Consider the following 16,473-nt stretch of genomic DNA (forward strand, 5'->3'; position numbering starts at 1 on the left):
CATGCGGCGTCGCCTTCCTCACGTTCATGCCGGCTTCACCCTGCTCGAAGTGCTGGTCGCCCTGGTGGTGGTCGGCACCGCGCTCGGGGCCAGCCTGCGCGCGGTGGGGAGCCTGACTCAGAACAGCAGCGGATTGCGCGCGTCCATGATGGCGACGTGGTCCGCGGAAAACCGGTTGACCGAGATTCGTCTGCGCCGCGAATATCCTCCCATCGGCCGGCGCAGCTTTGCCTGCCCGCAGGGCGAGCTTCGCCTGAACTGCGACGAGGAAGTGTTCGCCACGCCAAACCCCTTCTTCCGGCGCGTCGAAGTCACCGTCTACAACGAAGAGGATCCCGGGCGCCAGATCATCAAGTTGGCGCAGATTGTGTCGAGCCGCCCATGAAGACACGTCAACACGGCTTCACCCTGATCGAGCTGCTGGTCGCCATCACCATCATGTCGATTGTCGCCGTGCTCGGCTGGCGCGGGCTGGACACCATCATCCGTTCACGCGTCGCGCTCAACAACGAGCTTGAACAGACGCGCGGCTTGCAGCTTGCATTTGCCCAGATGCAGAGTGACACCGGCCATATCGCCAAGGTGGAGGACATCGGAAAGCGTGCTGTACTCGCCGTGCAACCGGGACGGTTGACGATGGTGCGCATGGTGTTCGCCGAGAATCAGCCATCGCGCGCGCAAGTCATTGCCTATCGCATCGATGGCGGCGTGCTCACACGGCGCGAATCGATCGCGACGCGCGACCTGCGCGAGCTGGATGCGGCATGGATTGCGGCGCTCGGCGATACGACAAGCGTGCCGGCAGTCGCACTGCACGATGGGGTGGAAACAATGGCCATACGCAGCTGGGTCGACCGCGAGTGGCGCGCCGCCGGCGCCGAAGGAGGGACTGGGCCGGGTGGGTCGACGATTCCGCCCACCGGTCTCGAAGTGTCGCTTCGCCTGCGTGACCGGCCCGAAAACCTCGTCAAGATCTTCCTGCTGGGGGCGGCATGATGAAGCGCATGCACACGCACCAGCGCGGTGTCGCCGTCATCACGGCCTTGCTGCTGACCACGCTGGCGATCACCATCGTCGCCAGCCTGTTTTGGCAGCAGCAGGTGCAGGTGCGCTCGATCGAGAACCAGCGCTTGCAATTGCAGAAGCAGTGGATCCTGCGCGGCGCGCTCGATTGGGCCCGTCTGATCCTCGGCGAGGACAAGCGCATCGACGATCGTCTCAGGGGGGCAGGAAAGGGCCTTGACCACCTTGGGGAACCATGGGCAGTGCCGCTTGCAGAGACCCGTCTGGATCAGTACGTGGAGAAGGAGCGGGCGGGCGATGTGCCGGACGCCGCGCTTTCCGGCGGCATCACCGATGCGCAGGCACGTTTCAATTTGAAAGGGCTGTCCGAGAACGGCGCGATCAATGAGAAGGAAGTCACGCGCTTTTCCAAGCTGCTGACCCTGCTGCAGATCAATCCTGCGCTTGCACGGGCAACCGCAGTCCTCATGCAGTCCGCGCAGAAGCCGCCCACAGCCGGCTCTGCGGCGGCGACATCCGGCGCGACTTCCCAGCCCATGGACATCCGTCACGTGGATGATCTTCTTGCCGTGCAGGGCTTTACGCCGGAGATGCTCGAGAAACTGAAGGACTTCGTGATCGTGCTGCCGGTAATGACAAAGATCAACGTGAATACGGCGCCCGCCGAAGTGATCGCTGCCAAAGTTGATACACTGTCGCTTCCAGAGGCGACAACATTGGTTGCTGCGAGGCAAAGCAGGCCGTTCGATGACGTGCTGACCCTGCCGATCCCGGCGAGCGTTCGAGAGGCGGCCAAAGAGGTGCTTGAGACCAATACGGCCTATTTCCTGATCAATGGAAACGTCCGCCTGAACCGCGCCGGCATGGAGATGCAGGCGCTGATCAAGCGCGATTCGGCTACGAAGCAGACCGTCCTCTGGATACGCGAATATTAAGAACAAGAAAGTGAGACCTTGAGCAACCTCTACATTCGCCTGCCATCGCATATTGCCGCGGAAGGGCTGCAGCCCGGCATGCCGCTGTACTGCCATTTCGCGATTGCCTCCAACGCGGGCGCCATCGAGCGCGAAGGCGTCGCCGCACTTCCCGAACTGGCCGAGCCGGTCAAGCGTGCGCAACGCGTCGTACTCCTGCTGGCCGCAAGCGATGTCACCCTTTTGCGCGTGAAGATGCCGCCCCTGTCCGGCGCCAAGCTGCGCGCCGCGCTTCCCAACCTGGTCGAGGACCGGCTCATGTCCGACCCGGAGGAATGCGTGGTCGTCGCCGGGGAAATGCATGGGGGGATGCGGACGGTGGCTGTGGTCAGCCGCAACTGGCTTGAACTCCTCGTGCGCACCCTGCAGGCGCTCGGTGCCCGCAGCATCGCCGCCATCCCATCGCAACTCTGCCTGCCATATCAGGAGGGCGCGGTCACGGCCGCGGTCGCCGAGCACGGCGTGGAAGCCGACATCGCCATCCGCATGGCCGAGCAGGACGGCATCGGCCTGTCCATCGTCGCCGACCAGCCGGAAGCCCTCGCTTTCGAAGCGATGCAATCCCTTTTCGCCGTCGTGCCGACTGCGCCCGTGGTGCTGTACGTGCCGCCGTCGCGGGTGCGCGACTATCAGGAATCGTTGCACATTGCGCCGGCCATGGAGCAACGCATCACCCTGCATGCCGATACCTGGCAGCGCTGGGTCGCCGGCGCCGGCAAGACAGGCGTCGATCTCATGGCGGGTCTCGGCGGCGGTGGCGGACCGAAGTTCGACTGGAAGCCGTGGCGCTGGCCATTGATCATCGGCACCGCCGTGCTGCTCGTGAATGTCATCGGTCTCAATGTCGACTGGCTCCGGGCGAAGCGTGAGGCTGCGGCACTGAGCAACGGCATGATCCAGACCTATCGTTCTGCGTTCCCCAAGGATCCGGTGGTCATCGATCCGCTCGCGCAGTTGCGGCAGAAGATGGCCGGCGCGCAGCGCGACTCCGGGCAATTGGCGCCGGACGATTTCGTCGCCCTGACGGCGGCCTTCAGCGAAGCATGGTCCACGACGGGGCAGGGCGCCGCGCCGGTGGCCGGGCTGGAATACCGCGATCGCAGCCTGACCGTGAAACTCAAGCCGGGCAGCTCGGTATCGATGGAACAGTTGAGCACCGCGCTCGCCTCGCGCAACCTGTCCATCACCCAGCCCAGCGCGGGCGTCTGGCAGATCAGGAGCGGCAAATGAAGGCACGCACCGGCGGAATGAAACAATCCTTGTCGGCGTTCTGGAGCGAGCGCAACAAGCGCGAGCAGAACATGTTGGCGGCTGCGGCCGTGGTCGTGGTGTTCGGGCTGCTGTATGTCCTCTTCATCGACCCGGCTGTAAGCGGCCGCGCCGATCTTGAAAAGAAGCTGCCCCAATTGCGGCAGCAGGCCGCGGAAGTCCAGGCTCTCTCCAAGGAGGCGTCGGCGCTGGGCGGAAAGACTGCCTCCGCACCGCCGCCCGCAATGACACGCGAGAGCATCGAAGCCTCGCTGTCGAGGAAGGGATTGAAGGCGCAGGGTGTCACGGTGAGCGGAGAGCTGGCCAAGCTGCAACTGAACGGCGTGCCGTTTTCCGCGACGGCGGATTGGCTCGCTGAAATCCAGAAAACGGCGCGCATGTCGGTAGTCGAGGCAGTGGTCGAGGCGCAGCAACAGCCCGACATGGTGAATGCGAACCTCACGCTGCGCCAGCAGCGGGGCGAAAACCAGTGAGGGACAGCCAGTGCGCCGTCTCGTGATATGGTTGCTGGCAGGTGTCCTGGCCATTGTGCTGACCTTGCTGGTGTTCTGCCCGGCCGCATGGATGGCCGCAGTCGTCGAATCGCAGTCCGGCGGCCGCCTGACGCTTGGCGACGCGCAGGGTACCTTGTGGCGCGGTTCCGCTTTCATCGGCGGCGCGCCGAGCGGCAGCGATCCGGTTACGCCGTTGCTGCCCGGGCGTTTTGCCTGGCGCCTCTCGCCGATGGTGCTGCTGGGACAGGTCGACGTTGAGCTCGAAAACGCCGACGCGCTGTCGCAGCCGGTGAAGATCACCGGCGACTGGTATCAATGGCAGGTCAGCCCTGCAGCGGTGACTTTACCGGCGGAACGGCTGGCCGGATTGGGGGCGCCGCTGAACACCATCCAGCCGTCCGGCCGGATGCGGCTGTCCTGGACGCCGCTGCAAGTCGCGCGGCGAGGCAATGCCGTGGAAGTGGCGGGCACGACAACATTGCGCATGGACGACATCGCGTCGCGTCTGTCACCCGTCAAACCGTTGGGCGCTTACCAACTGATAATGGACTGGCGCGGCCGGCAGGCGCAACTGGCATTGACGACGATCAAAGGGCCGATGCTGTTGAGTGGCAATGGCACGCTGACCAACGGAAGATTGCAGTTTTCTGGAAAGGCACAAGCGGAAGAAGGGCAGGAAGAAAGGCTGGCAAATCTCTTGAATTTGCTGGGACAACGCCGACGAGAAGGCGACAAGGATGTTATCGCGCTAGAGTTCAAATGAAAAAAAATCGATCAGCAGAAACATTGCGTGGGCCGGCAGCACTGCGCCGGATGGGAGCGGCCGCCGTGCTGCTGTGTGCAATCGCAGGCACGCCGACCGCGTACACACAGGACCCGGCATCGAACCAGGCCACGCTCAATTTCGTCGGTGCCGATATCGAATCGGTCGTGAAGGCCGTCGGCCATTACACGCGCAACACCTTCATCATCGACCCGCGCGTCAAGGGCACGATCAACCTCGTATCCGAAAAGCCGGTGACCAAGGCGCAGGCGATGCAGATGCTGACCTCCGCCCTGCGGCTGCAGGGTTTCGCGGTCGTCCGCGCGGACGGCTTCCTGAAGGTAGTGCCGGAAGCGGATGCGAAGCTGCAGGCAGGACCGACGCAAGCGGGCGACGTGCGCGGCGACCAGATCGCGACCCAGATCTTCCGCCTCAACTATGAATCGGCGAATAACCTCGTGCAGGTGCTGCGTCCGTTGATCTCGCCGAACAACACGATCAACGTCAACCCCGGCAACAACAGCATCGTCATTACCGACTATGCGGACAATCTCAAGCGCCTCGGGCGCATTATTGCCGCACTCGACTCACCGGCGGTCGGCGACCTCGACATCATCCCGATCCGCCATGCCGCAGCGACCGACCTCGCACAGATCGTCAACCGCCTGATGGAGCAGGGCGGCGCACCGGTTGCCGGCGTCGCGGACGCAGGCCGCGTCTCCGTGCTGGCGGATTCGCGCAGCAACTCCCTGATCATCCGTGCGCCTTCGGTCGCGCGCGCCAACCTGGCCAAGTCGCTGATCGCCAAGCTGGACCAGCCGACCGCGCAGCCGGGCAACGTGCATGTCGTCTACCTGAAAAATGCCGACGCGGTGCGGCTTGCGCAGACCTTGCGCGCGGTCGTGGCATCGGATACCAGCACGCCCCAAGTTGGCAACCAGCCGCAGCAGCCGCAGCAGCCGCAGGCAACGGCCGCCGGGCAACAGTCGCAACTGGGCCAAGGCGCGCTCCAGCAGTCGGCCGCACAATCGCCGACGGCGTTGCCCGCTGGCGGCCCGGCCGGCTTCATCCAGGCCGATCCCGCAACCAATGCGCTGATCATTACCGCGAGTGAAGCCGTCTATCGCAACCTTCGCTCCGTCATCGACCAGCTCGATGCGCGCCGCGCGCAAGTCTATGTTGAATCCCTGATCGTCGAGGTATCCGCCGAGAAGGCGGCCGAACTGGGCGTCCAGTGGGCGGGTTTATCCGGTGATGAAACGAGTCGTTACCGCTTGGGCGTGGCCAGTGGTTTTGGACAAGGCGGAAACAACCTGATTAACCAGGCGATCGCGAATGCGGGAACGTCAGGTCCATTGCCGCCGGGGAATGGTCTCAATATCGGTATCTTCCGCCAGATCAACGGCTCGCTCACGCTGGGCGCCATTGCCCGCGCCCTCGAAACGGAAGGGAACGCCAACATCCTGTCGATGCCTAACCTCATCACGCTCGACAACGAGGAGGCGCGGATCATCGTCGGCCAGAACGTGCCCTTCGTGACGGGGCAGTTCACTACCCAGGCATCGGGCGGCGCCGCCGGCGTCAATCCCTTCCAGACGATCGAGCGTCGCGATGTCGGCCTTGCGCTGCGCGTCCGCCCGCAGGTATCGGAAGGCGGTACGGTCAAGATGGCGATTTACCAGGAAATCTCGGCGGTCCTGCCGCGTACGGCAGGCACCTCGGATATCACGACCACCAAGCGCTCGATCGAAACCAACGTACTGGTCGACGACGGCCAGATCCTGGTGCTCGGCGGCCTGATCGAGGACCGCGTGGAAGATGGCGTGGAAAAAGTCCCGGCGCTGGGCGACATCCCTGTTGTCGGCAACCTGTTCAAGTACCAGACCCGCAAGGGAACCAAGACCAGCCTGATGGTGTTCCTCCGTCCGACCGTTGTCCGCACCAACTTCCAGAGCAACAATGTTGCCGGCGACCGCTACGAGTTCATCCGCAACGTGCAGACCGAATCGCGCGGCAGCAGCGTGATCCTGCCGGAAGTCCAGACCCCGATCCTGCCGCCGTTGCAGGATGGCCGTCCGGTGGGCGGCTCGATGCTCAACCTGCCGCCGGCAGGAAGGCCGGAAGCCATGGGCGTTCCGCCGAGCAGCCCGCCGCCGGAAAACCAGAACCCGAGTAAATAGCAATGAGTACCGTATTGAGCGACGCCCGTCTTCTGCCTTACGCCTTCGCGCGCGACCATGCCGTGCTTGCGCGGCGCAGTGAGGCGGCCCATCACGCCGTCGAGGTGTGGGTATCCGAAGCCACCGCCCCTTCCGCCATCGCGGAAGTCAGCCGCCGCTTCGGACGCGTCAAGCTCAAGTCGATCCCGCGTGAAGAGCTGGAAGCGGCGATTGCGCGCACCTACGCCAACTCCGGCGACGATGCCGCTCAGGTGGTGGACGAAGTCGAATCCGACCTCGACCTCACCAAGCTGATGCTGGACATGCCCGCCATCGAGGACCTGCTTGAATCCGCAGACGATGCGCCGGTCATCCGCATGATCAACGCGCTGCTGACGCAGGCCTTGCGCGAGGAAGCATCGGATATCCACATCGAGCCTTTCGAGCAGGTGTCCGTCGTGCGCTTCCGCGTCGACGGCGCGCTGCGCGATGTCGTGCGACCGAAGAAGGCGATCCATGCTTCGCTGATTTCGCGCATCAAGATCATGGCGCAGCTCGACATCGCCGAGAAACGCCTGCCGCAGGACGGCCGCATCACCTTGCGCGTCGGCGGCAAGCCGGTCGACGTGCGCGTCTCCACGCTGCCGACAGGCCATGGCGAACGTGCGGTGCTCCGTCTGCTCGACAAGGAAGGCGGCCGCATGGACCTGAGCCACCTCGGCATGAGCGCCGACGTGCAGAAGCAGTTCGACGACCTCATCAGCCAGCCGCACGGCATTGTGCTCGTTACCGGCCCGACCGGCTCGGGAAAGACGACCACGCTGTACGCCGCGCTGTCCAAGCTGAATGCGCCGGCGACCAACATCCTCACCGTCGAGGACCCGATCGAATACGAATTGCCGGGCGTCGGCCAGACCCAGGTCAACTCTCGCATCGACATGACCTTTGCCAAGGCACTGCGCGCCATCCTGCGCCAGGACCCGGACATCATCATGATCGGCGAAATCCGAGACCTTGAAACCGCGCAGATCGCGGTCCAGGCCTCGCTCACCGGCCACCTTGTGCTGGCGACCCTGCACACCAACGATTCCGCGTCAGCCGTCACGCGCCTGCTGGACATGGGCATCGAGCCCTTCCTGCTATCGTCTTCGCTGCTGGGCGTGGTCGCGCAGCGCCTCGTACGCAAGCTCTGCCCGGTCTGCCGCCGCCACGACGGACACCAATGGCATGCCGTGGGCTGCGACAAATGCGGCAATACCGGCTATCAGGGCCGCGTGGGCGTGTACGAATTGCTGGTCACGACTGACGAAATCCGCTCGCAAATCCACGACCGAGCTTCCGAGGCCGAAATCCGCGTAACCGCGCAACGCGACGGCATGCGCACGATGCGCGAGGATGGCGACCGCTGGCTGGCGGACGGCACCACCACGCAGGCCGAGTTGCTGCGCGTGACGAAGGAGTAGAGGGCGAACGATGCCTGCATTCCGCTATGAAGCTGTCGACGAAGCCGGCGCCACACGAAAGGGTGTGCTGAACGCTGACAGTGCGCGTGCCGCGCGGTCCGACTTGCGCGCGCAGGGGCTGGTGCCGATTGTGGTCGATGCCATCGCCGCCCAGGTCGACGAATTCGGCCAGGCACGCCGGAGCATGTTCGGCGACCGGCTGTCGACAACCGAACTCGCGCTGTTCACGCGCCAGCTTGCCAGCCTGCTGGAAGCGAGCCTGCCTTTGGAACAGGCCTTCACGGCCTTGCTGGAACAGGCCGAGCGTCCGTATGTGCGCGACCTCGTTGCCTCGGTGCGCTCAGAAGTCATGGGCGGTTCGTCGTTGTCGGATGCGCTGTCGCGCCACCCGCGTGATTTCGCCGACATCTACCGCGCGCTCGTTGCCTCCGGCGAACAGATCGGCCAGTTGTCGCGCGTGCTGTCGCGCCTTGCGGACTACATCGAGCGCCGCAATTCACTCGTGCAAAAGGTGAGGCTGGCCTTCACCTACCCCGCCATCGTCACCGTCGTCGCGTTCTCGATCGTGATCTTCCTGCTGGCTTATGTCGTGCCGCAGATCGTCTCGGTGTTCGCCAATACCAAGCAGAAGCTGCCCATGCTGACCGTTGTCATGCTGGCGATTTCAGACTTCGTCCGCGCCTACGGCTGGCTGGTGGCCCTGATCCTTGTCGCCGCATTCCTGGCTTGGCGTACGGCCCTCAAGAACCCCGACATCAAGTTTCGCTGGCACAAGTGGCTGCTGAACGCGCCGCTCTACGGCAAGTTCGAGCGCAGCCTGAATACCGCACGCTTCGCCAGCACGCTGGCGATCACCACCGGCTCCGGCGTGCCCATCCTGCGCGCCTTGCAGACGAGCCGCGATACGCTGTCCAATGTCGCCATGCGCCAGCAGGTGGAGGAGGCGACGACCAGCGTGCGCGAAGGCGTCGGGCTGGCCCGCGCCCTGTCGGCGCACAAGCACTTCCCGCCAATGCTGATCCACATGATCCGCGCCGGCGAGGTGACCGGCGAACTGCCCGCCATGCTCGAGCGCGCCTCCAATGCGCAGGAGACCGACCTCGAACGGCGCGCGATGACGATTGCCGGTTTGCTTGAGCCGGCACTGATCCTGGTGATGGGCGTGGTGGTCCTGCTGATCGTGCTGGCGGTGCTGATGCCGATCATCGAGATCAACCAGCTGGTGCGATAACAACAAAGAGAAAAGGACTGGAATGAGGCGCCTGCCGCAGATCGTGAGTTTCCTGCTGTTCATTGCGCTGTGCGCCTCGGTTGCGTACTGGGCCATGCAGCTGTTCAAGCCGCCGGTGCGACCGGTTGCCGCGCCGCCGCGCGCAGCGCAGGCGGAGATCCGGCCCGATGCTGCCGCAGGACTGTTTGGCAAGAGCACGCGCAATGCCGAGATGGCCAGCAATTACCAGTTGCGCGGGGTGATTTTTTCAGGAAGTCCGCGCAACAGCGTGGCGATCATCAGCGCCGACGGCAAGCCTGCACAGGCGATCGGCGTGGATGAGGAAATCGTACCCGGCGTGACGATCAAGGAAGTGCACCGCGACCATGTCCTGCTGCTGGAAGGCGGGGCGAACAAGCGGGTCGACTTGCCAGAGAATGCGAAGGGCCTGGAAGGCATTGCGGCGACTCCGGCGGCAACGCCTGCGCGGCCGGCGACTCCTCCGGTGAGTAACCAACCCGTGCCTTCGCGTGCACAGGCGGCGCAAGCTGCCCAGGCGGCACAACCTGCGCCCACCGTGCCAACCGTCCCACAGGTACCCCAAGCGCCGCAGGCTGTTACACCGCAGACGGCACCTTCGCCGCAGCAGCCGGTGCAGACTCCTGTCCAACCGCCGGCCGTACCGCCGCAGGTGCCGTCCACGATCACTACCGCGCCACCGACGACGGTCGTTAGTCCGGCTCCTGCGCCACAAGCTGCCCCCGTGCAGCAGCAAATTCCACAGCCGACCGCGCCTTCGCAGCAATCGCTGCCCGGCGTGCCGCCGGGTCCGATGCGCTGATCAGCAGCTAGTCTTCCGAGCCGCCGCCGAGGACTTTCTTCAGCAGGCGCTCGTGCAATTGCCGCTCCGTGCTGACCCCCTTGCGGTGCGAGCCGGCAACGCGCTGCTTGGCGGCAAGCGCGATCGGATTCCGGGGCTTGAGCGCCCTCTGCGAGGGCTCGACCCGGATCGTCATCTTCTGCCGCTTGGCCAGTGCCTTGTTTGCCATGATGTCTTACAACACGTAGCGGGACAGGTCCTCGTTGACCGCCAGCGCGCCAAGCTTGTCGTCCACATAGGCGGCGTTGATCGCCACCGTGTTGCCGGACGCATCGCTGGCGGAGAACGACACTTCTTCCAGCAGCTTTTCCATTACGGTGTACAGGCGGCGCGCGCCGATGTTTTCCGTTTTTTCGTTGACCGAGAACGCGATCTCCGCGAGACGGCGGATGCCGTCTTCGGTGAACTCGATCTTGATGCCCTCCGTACCCAGCAGCGCTTCATACTGGCGGGTCAGGCAGGCGTCGGTGCTGGTGAGGATGCGTTCGAAATCAGCGATCGACAGCGACTCCAGCTCGACGCGGATCGGGAAGCGGCCCTGCAGCTCCGGGATCAGGTCGGACGGCTTGGCGAGATGGAAGGCGCCGGACGCAATGAACAGGATGTGATCGGTCTTGATCATGCCGTACTTCGTATTCACCGTCGTGCCTTCCACCAGCGGCAGGAGGTCGCGCTGCACGCCGGCGCGCGAAACATCCGCGCCGCCGACTTCCGAACGGCTGGCGATCTTGTCGATTTCATCGAGGAAGACGATGCCGTTCTGCTCAACGTTGGCGATAGCCTTCTGTTTGAGCTCTTCGTCATTGACCAGCTTGGCGGCCTCCTCGTCGACCAGCAGCTTCATCGCCTCCTTGATCTTCAGCTTGCGCTTTTTCTTGCGCCCGCCACCAAGGCCCGAGAACATCGACTTGATCTGCTCGGTCATTTCTTCCATGCCGGGAGGCGCCATGATTTCCATGTGCGGGCTGGCCTCCGCTACTTCGATTTCGACTTCCTTGTCGTCCAGCGCGCCTTCACGCAGGCGCTTGCGGAATGCCTGGCGGGTGCTGTTGCCCGGCTGGGCATCGCTCTCGGTCGCGCTCGGCGTGGCGCTGAAGCCGAAGTCGCGCGGCGGCGGCAGCAGGATGTCGAGCACGCGGTCTTCCGCGGCATCCTCTGCGCGAGTGCGCACCTTGCGCATTTCCGATTCACGCGTCTGCTTGATGCCGATATCGATCAGGTCGCGGATGATGGTGTCGACGTCGCGGCCGACGTAGCCGACCTCGGTGAACTTGGTTGCTTCGATCTTGATGAAGGGCGCATCCGCCAGTTTGGCGAGGCGGCGCGCGATCTCGGTCTTGCCGACGCCGGTCGGGCCGATCATGAGGATGTTCTTCGGTGTGATTTCGTGGCGCAGCGGTTCGGCGACCTGCTGGCGGCGCCAGCGGTTGCGCAGTGCGATGGCGACGGCGCGCTTGGCGCGGCCCTGTCCGACCACATGCTTGTCGAGTTCGGAAACGATTTCTTGCGGTGTCATGTTCATGATGTCTGGCCTGGTTCGTGCGCGTTACTCGAGGGTTTCGATGGTGTGCGACAGGTTGGTATAGATGCAAAGTTCGCCGGCGACGGTGAGCGCTTTCTTCACGATCTCGACAGGGGGCAGGTCGGTGTTCTCCTGCAGGGCCTTCGCGGCGGACTGCGCGTAAGCACCGCCGGAGCCGATGGCGCCAATCCCGCTCTCCGGTTCCAGCACGTCGCCGTTGCCGGTGATGATCAGCGTCGATTCACGATCCGCCACCAGCAGCATTGCCTCCAGACGGCGCAGCATGCGGTCGGTGCGCCAATCCTTGGCCAGTTCGACCGAAGCACGCATGAGATTGCCCTGGTGCTTTTCGAGTTTGGCTTCGAAGCGCTCGATCAAGGTGAATGCATCTGCCGTGCCACCTGCGAAACCGGCAAGCACCTTGCCCTGGTACAGCTTGCGGACCTTGCGGGCGCTGCCCTTCATCACGATATTGCCGAGCGTTACTTGTCCATCGCCTCCCAGTGCGACGACGTTGCCGCGGCGGACGGACAGGATGGTAGTGCCATGAAATTGTTCCATGCTTTCCTCTGGTGAAATGCGGGTGGCATGAATGCGCAACCGCAACGGGTATTCCACCGCAGATGTGGGCGCGGTGCCGGATTACAAGGCGGGCGGGAGACAAAAAGCGGCGTGGCCGCCCCGGTCAATTCTTGCGGGGAACGATACGGGCGATGTCCTTGAGCCCGATGACACTGAACAGTTCGGCAACAAGGTGATTGACGTTGTGGAATTCGATGGTCTTGCCCATGCCACAGAACGGGCCCAGGCCTGTCAGGAGGCGTCCGGCGGCGTTGAAGTCCACCCGCTGGAGATTGGAACAGTCGATGATGGCGGGACTGTGTTCGTCGGAGTAGGCGGCGATAGCGAGGATCAGGTTGTCGATCTTGCCCTCGACGATGGCGGGCATGGCGTAGCCTTCGCTTGCCTTCGTATGGGGTGCCGTTTCCGCGCTCGCGGTCGTGATTTTGCTCTTGGGGGCGACAAAGGCCGGCGGCGAGACTTCGAAGGTCACGCAGTAATCGATGCTGGTTTCCTCGAATTCCTTTTCCCGGTTCAGCAGGCGCAGAATCTCGAGCAGCAGCAGCCAGGAATCCTCGGTGTCTTCGCGCCGTCCGGTTTCGATGATCGCGCGGATCTTCGTGGCCAGTTCCGGTGCGCCGACGAGGATCAGGTCGTGCTCGGTTTTCTGCAGCTTCCTGAACAGGCCGAGCAGCAGGGTGCAGCCTTCCGTCGTGGCTTGCGTCACCTTCGCGAATTCGAGCCGCAGGGCGCGGTAGTTCTCGCCAAGTTTCTGCGCGCGCTCGACCTGCTTGATGCACGACGCATCGAGCTTGCCGGAGAAGGGAACCATGGGTGTCGCGCCGGATGCTTGAGGTGCGGTATGCGCTTCATCCCGGCTCGATTCGATCCAGCCGGGCGGCGAGGTTTCAAACTTGCTGGCAAAGTCGATCGAAAGGTTTTCGAATTCCTGCTTCTTGCCGGTGATCTGGTACAGATCGAACAGCATCCACCACGCGTTGCGGGTGAGATCGCCCAGCAGGTCTTCCTCGATGGCCGTCTTCAGCATTTGCTCGACGACGTCGGACTGCCCGTTGGCGTACATGATGGCCGCTTCTTCAATGACGGCCGCAGCATCGGAGGCGGGCGCGGCCATGTCGACGACGGCGGTCTGCCCGGCGAGAAGGAAATCGGTGGTGGTGCCCATTCCCGTCGTCAGCGTTTGCAGGCTCGCTTCTTCCACCGCCGGCTCGGTTTTTTTCGAATCGGCGCGGGGTTTGTCCTGCAATGGCGCGGCTTTCGGTTTGACGGGGGGAGCGGGCGGCGGTTTTTTCTGTTGTGTGGTCGGCGGCTGGGTCGTAATGCTCACGAATTCGGAGGACATCTCGGATTCGATGGCGTCAATTTTCAGCGCGGTCGCCAGTGCGGTCTTGGCGTCGCGCTTGACGGTCGGTACGCGCGAGGATGCGGAGCTGGTCGTCCGCGCGGTGGTGGATGCGGAGGTGCCTGCCGGCTTCTTCGACCGAGAGGAATCCTTGTCGGCAGGCTTGGCCTGGCGACTGTCCTTCTTCCCGAAAAGCGAAAAAATCCCCACGTTTTCCCTGAGATGACTGTTCTGCGCTCGTCGCCGAAGGCGCGGAGCGGTGATTTCTAAGGTAACACAATTAGCATGCCGACTTGCCATTACAACGGGACGGGGGACGTTTGTCAAACCCGAGGCAAGCCGGCACGGTCGTTCAGAATTGTGTGCGAATGCCAACGACGACGTTGCGTCCAGGTTGCGGTGCAACATTCCGCAGCAGCGAGGTTGACAGGCGGATGTCCTTGTCGAGCAGGTTTTTCGCAAGGATGAACCATGTCCAGTTCATAGCGCCATCACGCACGGAGTAGGAAAGATGCGCATCGAGTTGCGTGTACCCGGGCGTGGCCAGCGCCTCAAAAACGGCCAGCCTCTCCTGCGCGCGTACCCGCATTACCGATGCGCCGGCCTGCAACGGCCCTCGCCGGTACCCGGCGTCGATGCCGGCACGCGTGGCGGGCTGCAGCGGGAGGTGGCCGGCAGTGTCCAGTTTTCCACGCGACGTGTCGGCAAACATGCGCAGCGAGGGACCTTCGCCGCGCAAGTTGATGCTCCACTCGGCTTCCGCACCGCGGATCGTGGCCCGTTCCTGGGCCCAGAAGCGGCGCGTGAACTGGCCATCCGGATTATCCAGTCCGTCCGCATCCACCGTAGCGCCGTCCAGCCGGCCGTAGATGAAATCCCTGGCCTTGTTTTCGAACAGGTTGAGCTTCCAGCGCACGGACCCTTGTGTCTTTTGCAGCGCCAGTTCGAGGTTGCGGGAGCGTTCTTTTTGCAGTGCAGCATCGCCGATGTCAACGGTGCCGGTTGCCTCATGCGGGCCATTTGAATAGAGCTCTTCCGCATTGGGTGCGCGTTGCGCAATCGAGACAATGCCCCCAAGGCTGTAGCCTGGAATGAACGTCCAGGCACCGCCCACCGAATACGACAGGAGGTCGAAACGGCGATCCGGAGCCGAAGCAGCGTCCGGATTGCGCTTGACCGACTCCAGCCGCACGCCAGCACTGCCGCGCACCGGGCCGAAGTCGCGTTCCTCGACCAGATACGCCGCCAGCGACGACGATCGTGTGACGGGGACGGTATCGGGGCGCCCGGTTTCCGCCGACAGCGCGGCAAACCTGCTGTGCTCGCTATGCAGCCCCAAGGTGCCCCGCCAACCGCCGAGTGCGCGGTGTGCCAGCTCCCAACGCGTTTCGACGGCTTTGTTGCTGAAGTTGGCGGCGGGTGTGCCGTCCTGCTCTTTCTCGGTGTGCTTGTAATCGGTGGCTCCCGCACGCACCCGGACCGACTCGGCCAGGTCGAACGGACGCAGGATCATCGCATCGCCATCGAGGCGCGTCTGTTGCAAGTCGATGAAGCTCTTTTCCTCGGTCGGTATGCCGTATCGGTCTTCGCGGTTGGCGACGGATGCGCCGATGTATCCCCAGTTCGCGACGTGCGATGCGCCGAAGCCGACGTCGCGCGCGCGCGTGAAGGAGGAGGGCAGCCTGCCCGAGGCCGAGCTTGCGTCGTCGCGCGCAGCGAAGCCCGGGATGCGGTAGTCGCCGGTGTTGCGCGCGCTGCCATCCAGGTGCAGGGCAATGCTGCCACTGGCTCCATCCGCGGAGAATGAAGCACTGCGCTCGCGGTTGCCATATCCCGCGCGCGTCTCAGCCATTCCGCTCGGCGAAGGCAGCAATTCGGTCGGGATGCGGTCGTTGACGACGTTGATTACCCCGCCAATGGCGCCGGAGCCATAGAGTAGTGCCGCGGGCCCGCGAAGCACTTCGATCTGGCGTGCGGTCGCCGTCTCCGAGGCGACAGCATGGTCGTTCGACAGCGCGGACAGGTCCGAGACGGTCATGCCGTTCTGCAGGATCTTCACGCGCGGGCCTTCGAGTCCGCGAATGATCGGGCGCGATGCGCCCGCGCCAAAGCCCGACGCAGTGACGCCGGGTTCGCTCGAAAGGACGTCACCGAGGGAAGCGCCAAGCTTGTTGCGCAGTTCGGTTCCGGACAGGACGCGCGCGGGTGTCAGCAATTGACTGCTCTCGCTGTTGCCGAATGGCGTCGCAGTGACGACGACCTCGGGTAGGCATTTATCCTGAGCGAGGGCGGAAAGGGGGAAGGCGGCGAGCGCAGGCAGAACGGCGCTCGCCACCAATGCAGCTTGCATGGTCATGGTGATTCCTGAAAAGGATGAAGGACAGCGTTCGCCGGCGCATGAAACGCCGGCGAGCGTCGAAAAAGATGTCGATCACGCGTCGAAGCGACGCATCAGGAAACGGGCGGGGCGCGGGAAGAAAACGGCAGGGCGAGCGGCGCATCCCACGAGGCGAAAGCCGTCCAGAGCGCAAAGACCTCTGCGCTTGCCATGGGGGGCGCGGCGAAAGGCAAAAGGGAGATGGCATCGGCGACGGCCGCGGCGTCGAAGGCGACGCAGGAGTGGCTGCCTTCTTCCGAGGTGCTGTTATTTGACGCCTCCAGGTGCAGGGCGCCAAGAGGGCTGTGGTTCACGCGGTGCGCAAGACCCGCCCATTGCGCCAACAGCAGCACCGCCATCAGCAGGACGGTGGCGGCGGTGCGCAGGTGCAGGACTGGGCGCGCGGCGTGCATGC

General features: G+C 64.0%; 16 protein-coding genes. 10 read left to right on the top strand and 6 right to left on the bottom strand.

The features are described from left to right. Position 1: 1 nt before the first annotated feature. The 10 genes from gspI to ACNOHI_RS01715 are packed head-to-tail and all read left to right on the top strand — an operon-like array spanning position 2 to position 10,196. Positions 2-385, top strand: coding sequence for a type II secretion system minor pseudopilin GspI (gene gspI / locus ACNOHI_RS01670; protein ID WP_420472891.1), 384 nt, complete (start codon positions 2-4; stop codon positions 383-385). Then, complete coding sequence (locus tag ACNOHI_RS01675; protein WP_420472892.1) at positions 382-996, top strand: PulJ/GspJ family protein; 615 nt, start codon at positions 382-384, stop codon at positions 994-996. Before gspI ends, ACNOHI_RS01675 begins: the two co-directional genes overlap by 4 nt. Beyond that, the gene (gene gspK, locus ACNOHI_RS01680; RefSeq protein ID WP_420472893.1) at positions 993-1,958 is read left to right on the top strand and encodes a type II secretion system minor pseudopilin GspK; all 966 of its coding nucleotides are present in this window, start codon (positions 993-995) and stop codon (positions 1,956-1,958) included. The genes ACNOHI_RS01675 and gspK overlap by 4 nt, the downstream gene beginning before the upstream one ends. An 18-nt stretch (positions 1,959-1,976) precedes the next feature. Continuing rightward, entirely contained in the window at positions 1,977-3,227 is a 1,251-nt protein-coding gene (gene gspL / locus ACNOHI_RS01685; RefSeq protein WP_420472894.1) for a type II secretion system protein GspL, read from the top strand. Beyond that, on the top strand, positions 3,224-3,739 hold the full coding sequence (gene gspM / locus ACNOHI_RS01690) for a type II secretion system protein GspM (RefSeq protein ID WP_420472895.1): 516 nt from the start codon (positions 3,224-3,226) through the stop codon (positions 3,737-3,739). The genes gspL and gspM overlap by 4 nt, the downstream gene beginning before the upstream one ends. 10 nt (positions 3,740-3,749) lie before the next feature. Beyond that, the gene (locus ACNOHI_RS01695) at positions 3,750-4,523 is read left to right on the top strand and encodes a type II secretion system protein N (protein WP_420473237.1); all 774 of its coding nucleotides are present in this window, start codon (positions 3,750-3,752) and stop codon (positions 4,521-4,523) included. Then, a complete protein-coding gene (gspD, locus tag ACNOHI_RS01700; protein ID WP_420472896.1) occupies positions 4,520-6,703 on the top strand; it encodes a type II secretion system secretin GspD in 2,184 nt (727 codons plus the stop codon). Before ACNOHI_RS01695 ends, gspD begins: the two co-directional genes overlap by 4 nt. Positions 6,704-6,705: 2 nt before the next feature. Continuing rightward, complete coding sequence (gene gspE, locus ACNOHI_RS01705) at positions 6,706-8,145, top strand: type II secretion system ATPase GspE (RefSeq protein WP_420472897.1); 1,440 nt, start codon at positions 6,706-6,708, stop codon at positions 8,143-8,145. A 10-nt stretch (positions 8,146-8,155) separates the two neighbouring features. Next, positions 8,156-9,376, top strand: a complete 1,221-nt coding sequence (gene gspF / locus ACNOHI_RS01710; protein WP_420472898.1) for a type II secretion system inner membrane protein GspF — start codon at positions 8,156-8,158, stop codon at positions 9,374-9,376. Positions 9,377-9,398: 22 nt separating this feature from the next. Continuing rightward, the gene (locus tag ACNOHI_RS01715; RefSeq protein ID WP_420472899.1) at positions 9,399-10,196 is read left to right on the top strand and encodes a type II secretion system protein N; all 798 of its coding nucleotides are present in this window, start codon (positions 9,399-9,401) and stop codon (positions 10,194-10,196) included. A 7-nt stretch (positions 10,197-10,203) separates the two neighbouring features. On the opposite strand, the gene ACNOHI_RS01720 is transcribed toward ACNOHI_RS01715, so the two are convergent. From ACNOHI_RS01720 to ACNOHI_RS01745, 6 genes are all read right to left on the bottom strand, one after another. After that, positions 10,204-10,404, bottom strand: a complete 201-nt coding sequence (locus ACNOHI_RS01720) for a hypothetical protein (RefSeq protein WP_420472900.1) — start codon at positions 10,402-10,404, stop codon at positions 10,204-10,206. A 6-nt stretch (positions 10,405-10,410) separates the two neighbouring features. Beyond that, entirely contained in the window at positions 10,411-11,757 is a 1,347-nt protein-coding gene (gene hslU, locus ACNOHI_RS01725) for an ATP-dependent protease ATPase subunit HslU (protein ID WP_420472901.1), read from the bottom strand. 24 nt (positions 11,758-11,781) lie between these two features. Then, positions 11,782-12,318, bottom strand: a complete 537-nt coding sequence (hslV, locus tag ACNOHI_RS01730) for an ATP-dependent protease subunit HslV (protein ID WP_420472902.1) — start codon at positions 12,316-12,318, stop codon at positions 11,782-11,784. A 124-nt stretch (positions 12,319-12,442) separates the two neighbouring features. Further along, positions 12,443-13,891, bottom strand: coding sequence for a hypothetical protein (locus ACNOHI_RS01735; RefSeq protein ID WP_420472903.1), 1,449 nt, complete (start codon positions 13,889-13,891; stop codon positions 12,443-12,445). Between the two features lie 142 nt (positions 13,892-14,033). Next, the gene (locus ACNOHI_RS01740; protein WP_420472904.1) at positions 14,034-16,037 is read right to left on the bottom strand and encodes a TonB-dependent receptor; all 2,004 of its coding nucleotides are present in this window, start codon (positions 16,035-16,037) and stop codon (positions 14,034-14,036) included. A gap of 95 nt (positions 16,038-16,132) precedes the next feature. Beyond that, a complete protein-coding gene (locus tag ACNOHI_RS01745) occupies positions 16,133-16,471 on the bottom strand; it encodes a hypothetical protein (RefSeq protein WP_420472905.1) in 339 nt (112 codons plus the stop codon). Between the last annotated feature and the right edge of the window lie 2 nt (positions 16,472-16,473).

This window comes from Noviherbaspirillum sp. ST9 (assembly GCF_048799745.1).
In the GTDB taxonomy this organism is placed as follows: domain Bacteria; phylum Pseudomonadota; class Gammaproteobacteria; order Burkholderiales; family Burkholderiaceae_D; genus Noviherbaspirillum.

Bases quoted from the DNA above. Each gene is read 5' to 3' on its own strand.
- ACNOHI_RS01715 (WP_420472899.1), top strand. From the start codon at position 9,399: ATGAGGCGCCTGCCGCAGATCGTGAGTTTCCTGCTGTTCATTGCGCTG.
- ACNOHI_RS01720 (WP_420472900.1), bottom strand. From the start codon at position 10,404: ATGGCAAACAAGGCACTGGCCAAGCGGCAGAAGATGACGATCCGGGTC.
- gspF (WP_420472898.1), top strand. From the start codon at position 8,156: ATGCCTGCATTCCGCTATGAAGCTGTCGACGAAGCCGGCGCCACACGA.
- gspD (WP_420472896.1), top strand. From the start codon at position 4,520: ATGAAAAAAAATCGATCAGCAGAAACATTGCGTGGGCCGGCAGCACTG.
- ACNOHI_RS01675 (WP_420472892.1), top strand. From the start codon at position 382: ATGAAGACACGTCAACACGGCTTCACCCTGATCGAGCTGCTGGTCGCC.
- ACNOHI_RS01740 (WP_420472904.1), bottom strand. From the start codon at position 16,037: ATGACCATGCAAGCTGCATTGGTGGCGAGCGCCGTTCTGCCTGCGCTC.
- ACNOHI_RS01745 (WP_420472905.1), bottom strand. From the start codon at position 16,471: ATGCACGCCGCGCGCCCAGTCCTGCACCTGCGCACCGCCGCCACCGTC.
- gspM (WP_420472895.1), top strand. From the start codon at position 3,224: ATGAAGGCACGCACCGGCGGAATGAAACAATCCTTGTCGGCGTTCTGG.
- gspE (WP_420472897.1), top strand. From the start codon at position 6,706: ATGAGTACCGTATTGAGCGACGCCCGTCTTCTGCCTTACGCCTTCGCG.
- gspK (WP_420472893.1), top strand. From the start codon at position 993: ATGATGAAGCGCATGCACACGCACCAGCGCGGTGTCGCCGTCATCACG.
- gspI (WP_420472891.1), top strand. From the start codon at position 2: ATGCGGCGTCGCCTTCCTCACGTTCATGCCGGCTTCACCCTGCTCGAA.
- hslV (WP_420472902.1), bottom strand. From the start codon at position 12,318: ATGGAACAATTTCATGGCACTACCATCCTGTCCGTCCGCCGCGGCAAC.
- hslU (WP_420472901.1), bottom strand. From the start codon at position 11,757: ATGAACATGACACCGCAAGAAATCGTTTCCGAACTCGACAAGCATGTG.